11 protein-coding genes are annotated in these 12,370 nt (G+C 43.3%); 4 read left to right on the forward strand and 7 right to left on the reverse strand.

Features of this window, described 5'->3' with window-relative positions; genetic code table 11:
- Positions 1 to 174: 174 nt before the first annotated feature.
- Positions 175 to 456 carry a VOC family protein gene (locus LC653_RS41080; RefSeq protein ID WP_229501048.1) on the forward strand — a complete coding sequence of 94 codons (282 nt, stop codon included), beginning with the start codon at positions 175 to 177 and terminating at the stop codon, positions 454 to 456.
- Between the two features lie 458 nt (positions 457 to 914).
- Here LC653_RS41080 and LC653_RS41085 read toward each other — a convergent pair whose 3' ends face one another.
- From LC653_RS41085 to LC653_RS41110, 6 genes are all read right to left on the reverse strand, one after another.
- Positions 915 to 2,726, reverse strand: coding sequence for a vanadium-dependent haloperoxidase (locus tag LC653_RS41085; RefSeq protein WP_229501049.1), 1,812 nt, complete (start codon positions 2,724 to 2,726; stop codon positions 915 to 917).
- Positions 2,727 to 3,438: 712 nt separating this feature from the next.
- Positions 3,439 to 4,785, reverse strand: coding sequence for an MFS transporter (locus LC653_RS41090; RefSeq protein ID WP_229501050.1), 1,347 nt, complete (start codon positions 4,783 to 4,785; stop codon positions 3,439 to 3,441).
- A gap of 666 nt (positions 4,786 to 5,451) precedes the next feature.
- Positions 5,452 to 6,519: an NADPH dehydrogenase NamA gene (namA, locus tag LC653_RS41095; protein ID WP_229501051.1), complete on the reverse strand. Its 1,068-nt coding sequence runs from the start codon at positions 6,517 to 6,519 to the stop codon at positions 5,452 to 5,454.
- A gap of 357 nt (positions 6,520 to 6,876) precedes the next feature.
- Positions 6,877 to 7,725, reverse strand: a complete 849-nt coding sequence (locus tag LC653_RS41100) for a class I SAM-dependent methyltransferase (protein ID WP_229501052.1) — start codon at positions 7,723 to 7,725, stop codon at positions 6,877 to 6,879.
- 21 nt (positions 7,726 to 7,746) lie between these two features.
- Positions 7,747 to 8,094 carry a cupin domain-containing protein gene (locus LC653_RS41105; RefSeq protein WP_229501053.1) on the reverse strand — a complete coding sequence of 116 codons (348 nt, stop codon included), beginning with the start codon at positions 8,092 to 8,094 and terminating at the stop codon, positions 7,747 to 7,749.
- A 15-nt stretch (positions 8,095 to 8,109) separates the two neighbouring features.
- Positions 8,110 to 8,859, reverse strand: a complete 750-nt coding sequence (locus tag LC653_RS41110; RefSeq protein WP_229501054.1) for a maleate cis-trans isomerase family protein — start codon at positions 8,857 to 8,859, stop codon at positions 8,110 to 8,112.
- A 273-nt stretch (positions 8,860 to 9,132) separates the two neighbouring features.
- Here LC653_RS41110 and LC653_RS41115 point away from each other — a divergent pair, with 273 nt between their 5' ends.
- The 3 genes from LC653_RS41115 (at position 9,133) to LC653_RS41125 (ending at position 11,751) form a co-directional block, all read left to right on the forward strand.
- Entirely contained in the window at positions 9,133 to 9,804 is a 672-nt protein-coding gene (locus LC653_RS41115; RefSeq protein WP_229501055.1) for a glutathione S-transferase family protein, read from the forward strand.
- 84 nt (positions 9,805 to 9,888) lie between these two features.
- A complete protein-coding gene (locus LC653_RS41120; protein WP_229501056.1) occupies positions 9,889 to 10,755 on the forward strand; it encodes a CmcJ/NvfI family oxidoreductase in 867 nt (288 codons plus the stop codon).
- An 81-nt stretch (positions 10,756 to 10,836) separates the two neighbouring features.
- On the forward strand, positions 10,837 to 11,751 hold the full coding sequence (locus LC653_RS41125) for a TauD/TfdA dioxygenase family protein (RefSeq protein ID WP_229501057.1): 915 nt from the start codon (positions 10,837 to 10,839) through the stop codon (positions 11,749 to 11,751).
- Between the two features lie 430 nt (positions 11,752 to 12,181).
- Here LC653_RS41125 and LC653_RS41130 read toward each other — a convergent pair.
- Positions 12,182 to 12,370, reverse strand: a 189-nt coding sequence (locus tag LC653_RS41130; protein ID WP_229501058.1) for a hypothetical protein, incomplete at its 5' end; no start/stop codon positions are given.

A 12,370-nucleotide genomic window follows, 5' to 3' on the forward strand; every position in this document is an offset into this window, starting at 1 on the left:
ATTTTTGGAGTTTATAAATAAGCTAAACTTATCTTTTATTCAAGGCATTCAGCTTTTACACATTTCTTCAAAAACGGTATTATACGCTACTATTTTTTAGCGATCGCAAAACTTTTCGGTCTACTGATAGTTTTTCCCTTGCCGAATGAAAAAATACCCAGAAGGAATTTCGTCATGTTTCGCCCAATCTTTCATCTTGCCTTCCCCGTCCAAGACCTCGAAGAGGCTAAAAACTTTTATATTACCACCTTCGGTGCTAGGGTCGGTCGTGTCCGTGACAAGTGGATCGACATATTTCTCTTTGAAGGCCAGATTACTTTGCACGAACGACCTTCTGAGGTGTTACCGGCGAGAGAACATGGCGTGCGTCACTTCGGGGCGATTTTGGCATGGCCTGATTGGGAGGCTCTTGCTCTTACCCTTGATGAAAGGGAGCAATGCGATTTTGTGAGATGACCCCTCCGGGAGAGCGATCGCCAAATAAATATTTTTTCTACTTAGTTCTTATAATAACAAAATTTCCCAAATAACCCGCAAGATCAGTAAACCAAAAAGTTTTTCCCCAAAGAGCGATCGCTCTCCCGGAGGGGTCATCTCACAAAATCGCATTGCTCCCTGATGAAATGAGGGTTCAGTTCAAGGTAAAGCCAAATGTTTCTGGCGTGGGTACCAACGCAGAGCAAGCGAACATGTTATATCATGTCCGCTTGATTACTTATTAAACAACCATAATATTGCCACTGATTCTTTCGTCAACTTACAAAAGTTTTCGGTCTACCTAAAGTAGTTTCTAAGTTGTTGTGGAAGACAACAACTCTACTATATCGACCCTATTTCTTTATCCTCTTTTTTTGGCGAAGGCATTGCTGAGTAAAATACCTTTATTCAGCGCTCTTATAACACCGAAAATTAATTTAAACTGTGACTCTTGAACCGTCAAATTTTGTGAAGGTGAAGCCATTGAATATTTCGTTGTAACCCAGTCTCTCATCCCTGAGCAGACTAATAGCAACCTCTTCTCCCAAAGCCAAAGCAGCTGAACCATCCGAACGCCAATGGATACCGCCGTGACCGCGACCAATAGCATAGTTAGTTGCCAGTTTATTCAACTCTCCACCCACAGTTAGTGGTGGGCCACTGTAAGAAATGACTTTTGTGGGGTCATTGGGATCAGGCACTACTGGTGAGGGGATAACAAAGTTTTCATCAAAAAACGCTTTCAACAGTGTGACATTGACGCCAGCAGTGGCAGCCGCACCTCCGGTATAAGAGGAATGGATTGGCGCTCCTTCTGGATATGCTTGGGGCAATAGATAGGTGTTGAAGGTGCTAAAGGTCTGAGCCAAAGCTTGGGAATTAAAAACCTCCGAATTAATCGGATACTGAGTTTTATTAGCAATGTTGTTGTAGACTAGCCCACCAAACGCTTCTGGGCGTAAAATGCGGTGTACATAATACTTCTGCCAGTATGATGCTCTAATCGCACGCGAAGTACCCAAGTTAAGCAAGGCTTGTAAATGTCCCACTGCAAACGTTGCAGCTGAACCACTTTGGGTTCTCGAGTTGATGTAGGGATTGCCCGGATTCAAAGGTGTACCGATGCTACCAAGAATCAAGGAGGCTCCCAGGTATGTAGGTCCGCCAATATGGGCATACTCACCTAAATCCCGAACCGTGACTATGTAACGGTTTTTGGGGTCGTATTTAATGGACTTCCCGGAACTACCTCCATTCTGAATAGTCAACCATTCCTGGAAATTGACTAGAAAGTCATTGCCAGGAAGAGCAGTACGAATCAATGGCGAAACAGACTGAGTTCCCCAAGGAATAGTTAGCAACAAAAATTGTGAGAGATAGGGCCCATCTAGCACCCCAGGCGGAGTAACATATCTTATACTTGAACCGGAACCGACGTAGTTGACACTACCACGAAATAGAGTTTGAGGGGTGACACGGCCATTTTGTTTTGGCCCTCGGAACACCGAAAGCTTGTTGAGGTCTTCGACGGCTGCCAAGACTTTTGGGTTGTCAGTATTGTTTTGGAGCTTGGAAAGAGGTACATCTCGGAGTAAAGCTTGCCAGTAGAGTTCAACTGCTTCAGCAGCGCGTTCTGGGCTAGCTAGAGCTGGTGGTGGCGGCACAGCTATCTGCGCTGCATTGATCCCTTCTAGGCTAATTGCCAGGGGCCCTTGAGGATTGACCAGCTTTCTAGTGCCACCCAAGATGATATTTTCATAATCATTCGGGTTTTGCGTTGTCAGTGCTTTGGTCAAAGAGTGGTAAGCTTCCAGCTTGACTTCGCCTAGCTCGTTATGCGGTAGTGCCCTACTGTCAGAGCCGATTTTGTTGGGATAACGCTCCTCATCACCGTTGGTCGGATGCGGCGGAATGGGAATACTCCGTTCAAGTCTGGCTGCTTCAACGCGTACTCGATAGGCTTTATCAACAAACTTGTTGTAGTCGAACGGTCGATTATTATACCGCCTGTTGATATCTTGGGCTTGTACAACATCTCTTCCCTTCTTTGAGGAGAAAGGTGAACCTAAAACTCCTGCAACAACGCTAGCGGCACTAAACAAACCAGCACGACCGAGAAATGAGCGTCTGCTAGCGTGACTACCAAAAAAACGTTTGCTAGCTACACGGGGTTGTTTCAGTTTATTTATTTCGCTATTAGCCTGAGCAGCTTGCTCGGAACCTTCATGAGAATTAGGATCTACTTGCATGAGATGTTCTCCACTGACAAAAAATAATACAAAAATTTAGTCATGAGTGAATACATGAGCATTGCAAAGCTAGAACAACTAGCCACACACAAAATACGCGCCTCCAGAAAAACAAGTTAATATTGCCGGATTTTAGAATGAGATCTGGCGTTACTCTACTGGAAGGTAACTTGCATAAAAGGTGATTCTCCTGAAAGTCATCTAGGTATTCAGTGCTGGTATGATGCTTTCATCACACGGCTGTTATAACTTTGTGGTTTTAATCAGTCTGATAGGATGTTGCCGAGGTTAAAGCACAGCTAAAACTACCGCTTAATTCTAGTCAAACTATTAAATACTGTAAATCTATCGACTTAACGTATTTAATAGATATTAAATCAGACTGTCTCACAATCGGTGATGAAAATCAAGAGGTTTTTACAAAAAACTTAGCAAGACCGTCAAAGCCCTAAAGGAAAAGGCGCACAGTGTCGTGTTCCTTGCTTGAGACTGTGGATGCGCGACACGGTGGGTTTTGATGAAGTATTAAAGGCGGTTGTGGTTGAAAGGTTAAGTTGAAAGAATTAGGCGACGCCGAATAGCCCGCACAACTCTTGGAGATGCTGCGCGTAGCAAGATCCCCGAAGTGGTACGACATGGTTCGACTCCGCTCACCAGCCACTCAGTGACCATCGTAGACATCGCTTCCAAATAACATCCCATAAAAGCGGATTTAGCCTTTATTTGACTGTGTAATTAAGCCCAACTCTGCGTAAATTGGATGCACTATTTTTCTTATTTGGGGCAGTTGTATACTAAAAAAATATGCTCCTAAAATGCAACAAGCACCGCCAAATAACAAAGCATTGGTAACACCAAAGTAACCTGCCAATGCTCCAAAAAATAAATTACCAAAAGGCAGTATTCCTAAGAAACCAGTTGTAAATATACTAGTTACTCTACCTCTTTTATCTTCATCAAGAATAATTGATTGCATAAAATTATTAATTGACGCCAAAGTTAGACTATTATTCATACCGATGATAAACATGAATACTAAACAAATATCTAAATTGTTTGAGCGAGAAAAAACTATTAAACCTAAACCTAAAACTGCGGCAGAGATTGCTATAATCCTTCCCAGTCCTATCACATTTTTTCTAGAGATGAGATAAATACCTGAAACTATTGAACCAAGAGCCGAAGCTGTCATTAAAAAGCCCATAACTTCAGCGTTACCCTTTAGTACTTCTTGAGAAAAAATAGGTATTAAATTGACATGAGTCATTCCCATAAAACAAATAACAATTTGTAATATCAATAAATATTTAATCGGCAAAAATTTGTATGCATAAATAAAACCTTCTTTGAGATTTTTCCAAATTTGGGGCTTTTGATTCAAGGAACTATTGATAACTGGGTTTACTTTGATAGTTAAGATTGCAGATACAAATGGTAGATAGCTGATACTATCTACTAAAAAGCAGGAAGCTGCACCAGACTTAGCAATCATTAAACCCCCAATCATCGGGCTAACAAACTTCGCTGTATTAATCAAGAATGAATGGCTTGCCATCGCACTATAAGTATCTGATTTCTTATCCAACAGTCTGGGAATAATTACCTGGCGTGCTGGTAAATCGAAAGCTTTTACCGTTCCCTGAAGCGTCCCAATGGCAATAATCCATGCAACATTAATGTTATTACTAAGAGTTAGAAAGGTTAAGGTAGAAGATAGCAAAATGGATACTAGCTGAGTAGTTAATAAAACATATCGTAAGTTCCAGCGATCTAGCAATACTCCTACCAATGGCGTAATAATTAAGCCTGTAGCTTGATTTGTAAATCCAGCTACACCCACTAATACAGCCGAATTAGTTAGTTGATAAACTAGCCAGACCAAAGCAATTTGAGTCATCCAAGACCCGAAAAAAGATAAACTTTCTCCGATAACAAAACAGGAAAAATTTACAGATTTAAGCGCAGCAGGAAGTTCAAAGTAAACAAACTTTGGTTTGTGTTTTTGGAAGTTTTCTCTATTACTTGGTATCATTAATCTTTCCCTATTTAAAGTTTTCATCCTTCGTTTGTTGTTAGGACTTACGCACAAGAGATCCCCCAACCTCTAAAAAAGGGCTTTTGAGTTTCCCCTTTTTTTAGAGGGGATAGATGTTTCGTTAGTGCATAAGTCCTGGTTGTGTTCGCGTTGGGTGCGCTTTGCCTTCATTCTGTTCATAGTGCTTCTTCCTTTAACCAATTACGCTTAGATAAGATAATTTGCATGGACGAGGACATTAGTAGAAACATTGCATTTCAACATCTCTACTAATTTTTTGATGAAGTTTTAGCAGACTTGCATATCACCAGCCCGGAAAGAGTATTAGTAAAGCTTAATGTTCGCAAAGCAGAAAGTTTGTATGCTTAGTATTAAAATAAAAAAACACAGGCATTATGACTAGACTATGTATCATACCATGTTTGGTCAAATACGCACAATTCTTGCAAATCAACCTCAAACCCTTGCTGGCGGTAGCAGGGTGGTTTCATACAACCACAGAAAAACTAAAACTGGGTTTCAAAGCCTCTCTCCGCTTCGGGGAGAGGAATGGAAGTGGGGTAAAAAGCTATGTCACAAAACGAGAAATCAAGACTTATGTATTTTTCTTTTTTCGTATGAAACCACCCTGAAACCCTTGCTGGCGGTAGGGGTTTGAGATGGTTGATGCTCAATTAAACACAGGTGACATCAGAGCCAAGCTCGGTCGTATTGAACAGGCCAGAGTTTATCGTGTCCCAGCTGTTTGGCTGCCAGATGCGGCCAGTAAGGATTGCGGAGTAATTCACGTCCCAACAGCACTATATCAGCTACTTCTGTGCGAATAATCTCGTCAGCTTGTTCAGGGGATGTAATTAAGCCCACGGCTCCTGTATGAATATTAGCTTCACGGCGGATGCGTTCGGCAAACTGAGTCTGATAACCAGGTTTTATTGGTATATTAACGCCCGGTACAATACCACCTGATGAACTGTCAATGAGATCAACTCCTAGAGACTTGAGTTTGTCGCTTAAAGCGATACTTTGTTCAATGTCCCAGCCATTATCTACCCAATCGGTGGCGGAAATGCGTACCCAAAGTGGATGTGTCTGGGGCCAAACCTCTCGGACTGCTTGAACAACTTCTCTAAGCAAACGAGTCCGATTTTCAAAACTGCCACCATAATCATCTTGACGGTGGTTAGAAAGGGGTGAGAGAAACTGGTGCAGTAGATAACCGTGGGCAGCATGGATTTCCACTACCTTGAAACCAGCTTGCAGAGAACGTTTGACAGCTTGGGCAAAGGCATCAATAACTTCTTGAATTCCCTCAAGAGTGAGGGCTTCTGGAATTGGGCTATCTTTGCTAAAAGCGATCGCACTACTCGAAACTAAGGGACGCCAACCTTCTTGAGATTCATCCAGCACTTTCCCTCCTTTACTCGGTTTGGCAGTACTGGCCTTTCTACCCGCATGAGCAAGTTGAATACCTGCAACAGCGCCAAAGTTATGGATCAATGCCACAGTTTTAGCCAAAGTTTCTATGTGTGCATCTGACCAGATTCCCAAATCTTGCGGACTAATGCGCCCACGCGGTTTTACAGCTGCTGCTTCTGTTAGCACTATCCCTGCACCGCCAACTGCGCGAGAAGCTAAATGAATAACGTGCCAATCATTAGCATATCCATTTGTACTGGAATATTGACACATCGGGGAAACGGCGATGCGGTTGCGAAAGGTAACTTCACGAATTTTGAATGGTTCAAACAGGTGTGCCATTGTTATTGATTCTTTCTTTTGCTAGGTAAAACTCTCAGCATTTGGAACTAAGTTGTAGACACAGATTTGGTTTGAAATGTAACTAGGGGACTTCCGAATAAAAAAATACCCAAAAAATTGACGACAAAGCTCTCTCTTCCTCATTCCTCTGTGTTCTCTGTGTCTCTGTGGTAGCCTGCGGCAAGCCGCTTTGCGTCTACGTTTATTTGGCTAATTTATTTCTTGGAAGTCTCTAGTGTGCATTCTCAGCTCATGTATGGGTCATTTTGCCAGTTTTGCCACAATTTTTGTAGGCTCTTATTTTGGCGAAGTTATTGGAATCAACTGAGGATTTATAAGGTAGTGTGCATCTTGCTGTCAGACTGCCACCTTCTTACCAATAGCCATAATGTGAGCGCTCACACCTAGTGTAGAAGGTTCAGTCTCTAGCCAACGAATAGCTTGTAGGAGTCTTTGACGGCGACTTTGTTCACTCCAATGTTCCTCAAAATTTTGTAGCAATTTGCCTGGGCCTTCTATGGCTAACAGCTTTTCACAAGATAACCCTGCTTCTTCCACTTCTGCTTTTAGTTCATCAGGATGATGAAAGAAGGCTGTTGTAAAGTAAGCAGGATGGTTACTCGGATTACGATGCTGCCCTTCAAGCAAGTCCCGATGAGCAATTTCCACAAACTCCGGATCGTCTAGCCATCCCCGAAATAAACCGTCTAAGAGCGAAGCAAAGCGAGAACAAGCAACGGCAAAGACAAGACCTCCACTCTTTAAAACACGATCAGCCTCGCGTAACACTGCTATGCGATCGCTACGTTCAATCAAGTGATACAGTGGCCCAAATAGAAGAACAGCATCAACGCTGTTGTTTGCTTGATTTAACTGACGGGCATCTCCAACTTCTGCGCTTGCAAGTGGATAATCTGGCTGAACCTGAGAAGCAGAACGGGCTTGTTCTACGTGCAAGGGAACTGCATCAATAAGATGAACTTTATACCCTAGCTGGGCAAGCCAACAAGCATAGATGCCTGAGCCGCCGCCAACATCGAAAATCACTGCGGGAGGAGGAGGCAAGTAGCGGCTAAGAAGCTCTTGGGTGCGAACTAGTTCAATCGGATTTGTACGCTTTGATAAGCGTTCCACTTCCAGACCACGCTCATAATAAGCTAGTACCTCATCTAAAAGCAGGTTTTGTAGATTAGAGTTGTCTAACATAAAGTTTCCTCTTTTTAAGATTTAATCTATAAAAACCTCTGACTCCAAATCAAAGCTAGGCACGTGAACCAAAATAAGATGAACGGACTCAGAACTCCTGTTGCTATAGGCAAATCTCTGACCCTGTGACACCAAGCACAAACAACCTGTTGAAAGAAAATGTTCAACTCCATCAATCATGAACCAGAGGCAACCAGAAACAATATAGTAATACTTGTCCGATCGCTTTGACCAAGCTTCACAATGCTCCACTCCCGATGGCACCTCTATAACAGCGAATGATGCACTGGTGGAGTGACCTGCTGTAAAATCATGGATTAAAAGTCCTTCAAAGTTAATTGGCTCAATAGATTCTTGCTTAAATAACATGACAAACTTCCATAACTAAATAGCAAACAGTTTTCCTCTGGGATGAAGTGCAGATTCAATAGAAGCGTGTTTTGATAAACTCCATATTGTGGCTTGATTTGCTGTAACTACAGGAATATTTAAATCTGCCTCTAATTCTTCGATTATTTCAAATGTTCTCCATGCCGTACAGGGCAACACAATAGCATCTGCATTTTTATGGGAAACCTCTTTGATGAAAGCTGCGGCTTGATTGGGTAACTGATGCCAAAGATAATTCTGTTTCGCTACTTCTTTTGGGCGTTCATCACCTTTAAACCCCACTATTTCAAAAGGCACTTCACTCAAAAACGTTTTTAGCGTTTGGTTGTTCCATTCTGGATAAGGGGTAACTACAGAAATTTTCTTGACCTTGAGATGTATCAATGCTTCTAATAGAGCTAGAGCCGGAATAACAACGGGTACTCCTAGCACCTGTGTCAAACGTTGCTCTAATTTTTCGGCAAAAACTCGCCCTCGGTAAAATGTTGCTGTTGTGAAGCCGTATGCTCCAAAATGTACCCCGGCTCTGGCTAATTTTTCTACTTCCTTAACAGCTTCTTCATTGATATCATCCATTGATTCATAGCTCTCATAGGCGTGTGAGCCTTGAGCAATCACGCGATGGCTATGAATACTGACTTGACTGGAAAAAGCAGAGTGAAAGTCAGGCTCAAACGTCGTGTTACCTGCGGGTACTAGCAAGCCAAGACGGATCTGCCTATTAGAGTCAGCTTTCGAGTACATATAATACCTCTTTTTGACAAGCCTGATTATGTCTAGATATTTATTTAGTTACACTAATAATTAGGTATACATATTTTCAGGAAGATTGTATAATATAAATACTACGCTAAATCGACCGACAAACTGTAATATATCATCTAACTGACATAGATACCTGCCACTCAATTATTTAACTGCACTAATCAACACGTCTGGCTTTTGTCTTATTGCTTTAGTTGGAGTTGTCCAATTTCAAATAGTCTGCATCCACGATGATTACAAGGAAAAGATTTCATGAGCAACATACAACTGTACTTCGCCAAAGCCTCTACTTTCTCTCAACGGACTCGTGTAGTCTTACTGGAAAAAGGCATTGACTTCACCCCGATAGAAATTGACTTACAGAACAAACCTGATGGGTACACTCAGATTTCCCACTATGGCAAAGTTCCAGCTATCAAACATGGGGATGTTGAAATTTACGAGTCCGCCATTATCAATGAATATCTAGATGAAGTCTTCCCAGAACCACCTTTGTTACCCCGCGATCCCGCAGCTAAAGCGATCGCTCGTATCTGGATAGACTACGCCAATACTCGCCTTGTCCCAGCTTTTAACAAATTTCTGCGCGGTAAAGATAGCCAAGAACAGGAACAAGGACGAATAGAGTTCACAGAAGCACTTCTATATATTGAACAAGAAGGGTTAGGCAAAGGTGATTACTTATTAGGAGAGCAGTTTAGCCTAGTTGATATCAGCTTCTATCCTTGGTTTGAGCGTTTACCACTCTTAGAACACTTCCGCAAATTCACACTACCAGCAGAAACACCTCGTTTGCAGACATGGTGGAATCTGGTACGGGATCGCCCCTCAATTCAAGCGGTAGCAAACCCTGTGGACTTTTATTTGCAAAGATTCGCAAAAGTTCTCGGTGAACCTGTTCCCGTTGGTGCATCTCAAAAATAGGATAAAGGGGTGTGGTAATGGAAGTGAATCATTAACTGTTAAGTATTGACCAAAAATTAACCAAAATCCAAAATGGGATGACCTATGAGCTTAAATAACCAAGTTTTAGACAGACCGATTTCCCAAGAACTGCCATACGTAGAGGGCAACCTCAGTTACCTGATTCCAACGGCAGAAAAACCTGTCAACTATACCTACGAACCGCCAGCCGGAATTCCTCGCACGAATGCAACTTATCAGACGCACAAACTGCCAATTTACAATGCTCGTTCTATCTCAGAGAACATCTCGTTAGATCGAGAAGGATTCGCCTTTACTGGACATAATACTAATGTCCGCAATTTTTACGATGAAGACGAAGTACGCCGCGTCTACTATCCAGAAGCCGAGCAATTGTTAAAAGAAGTAACAGGTGCAACAAAGGTAGTGATATTCGATCACACCTTGCGTAATGCCAGTCAGTCAAAGCCAGGTGAGAATAATATTAAGGAACCTGCCTTGCGCGTACACAACGACTTCACCGCCAAATCTGGCTATACTCGCGCCCGTTTGGAACTAGCAGCGCGAGGCATAGATGATATTGATACGTTATTAAAACAACGATTTGCCATCATCAATGTTTGGCGAGCGATCGCAACACCAATTCAAGAGTCACCATTAGCAGTGTGTGACGCGCAAAGTATCGCAATAACAGACCTTGTAGCTGGTGATTTAGTGTACCGCGATCGCGTCGGTGAAACTTATGGAGTCACGTATAACTCCAAACATAAATGGTTCTACTTTCCGCAAATGCACAGAGACGAGGCACTATTTATTAAATGCTTCGACTCCGCAGAAGACGGACACGCTCGTTTTGCCGCCCATACAGCCTTTAAAGACCCCACCAGTCCAGCCAACGCTCCCCCACGAGAAAGCATCGAACTACGAACATTCGTCTTTTACCCCGCATAAATCGCAAAAACTTCTCTCAAGCTCGTACTCTCTGCGCCTCTGCGTGACACAAATTAATTAACCCTTGGAGACACAAATATTATGACTTCCCAACACTTTGACATCAAACCAATCGCCGGACGTATCGGTGCAAAAATCATTGGTGTTGACTTGAGCAGTAACCTCAGCAATGAAATCATCAGCGATATCCGTAAAGCTTTAGTTAAACACAAAGTCATCTTCTTCCGAGATCAGAATCTTGACGCTCAAGGACAAGTAGCCTTCGCCCGACGCTTTGGAGAAGTCACCACAGCCCATCCCACCGTTCCCTCATTGCCAGAAAACCCAGAAGTTCTTGACCTGAATTACGGCAAGACTGTGAGCCGCGCCAACACTTGGCACACCGATGTCACATTTGTAGACCGTCCGCCCCTTGGTTCTATTTTACGGGCACTGGTCATTCCACCGTCAGGAGGCGATACAATTTGGGCAAACTCCGTGACTGCCTACGAAGATTTACCAATTCATCTACGTAATATTGCTGACCAACTCTGGGCAGTACACAGCAACGCCTACGATTATGCAGCAGCGACAATTGACTTGCCACAAGAAGTCTTAGAATATCGGGCTGTCTTCACCTCGACTGTATACGAAACCCTGCATCCAGTTGTCCGCGTTCATCCTGAATCTGGTGAACGTGGGTTATTTATCGGTGGGTTTGTGCGCCGCCTGCGTGGTTTATCACAGAATGAATCCGATGAAATCGTGAAATTGTTGCAAGCTTATGTCACTCGTCCAGAGAATACTGTCCGGTGGCGTTGGAAAGTTGGCGATGTAGCTTTTTGGGATAATCGCGCTACTCAACATTATGCGATCGCTGACTACGGTAATCAACCTCGCCACGTTCAGCGAGTTACGCTTGTGGGTGATATTCCTGTTGGTATTGATGGTAAGCAGAGTGAGGCTATTAAAGGAGATTCTTCTGCATATAACCGACGTGAACCCGCTTTAGTTTAAAAGGGATTGGGGGCTGTTAAGCAATATGAAGGACGGGTTCTACAAGAAAATCTTGGTTCACCCCGTTCAGTTTACCAATTTACCCAAGTTGTATCTCCTGAGTTATACCATTTCACTAAAAATGTGATGCAGATGTAGGTTGGGGAGCCAGTGCGTTGGGGAGACAGCGCCGTGGTGTTAGCGAAGCGGTAGCGAGTCATCGAGCGTCGGCAACGCGGTCTTGGGGGTTTCCACGCCACTTGCTTCAACGGGGGGAACCCCCGCAACGCAGTGGCTCCCCATGAGCGATTGCCGTTAGCGCAGCGTTAGCGAGTCCTCGAGCGTCAAGGGTTTCCCACGCCAGTCCGCACAACGGGGGGAACCCCCGCAAGCGGCAGCTAAGATAGCCGAGACACCAGGCTATATGGTTTCCCGTCCAAATGAAATCACATCAGATGCTTTCGCAGTCAAAATTGCTAAACTTAGCCATCATCCTCGTGGACTTTACATCATTGCCTTCGAGGTCTGTCAGCTTACTTTTGTCTGCTTCTTCATACAGCAGTGTTGACAATTCTTGTAAGCAGGCTTTGATCCGTTCTTGTTTCTCTTGGTTCATTGTCAGCGATCGCACAGGGTTATT

The sequence above is a fragment of the Nostoc mirabile CHAB5784 genome, from assembly GCF_020829645.1.
Taxonomy (GTDB): Bacteria; Cyanobacteriota; Cyanobacteriia; order Cyanobacteriales; family Nostocaceae; genus Nostoc; species Nostoc mirabile.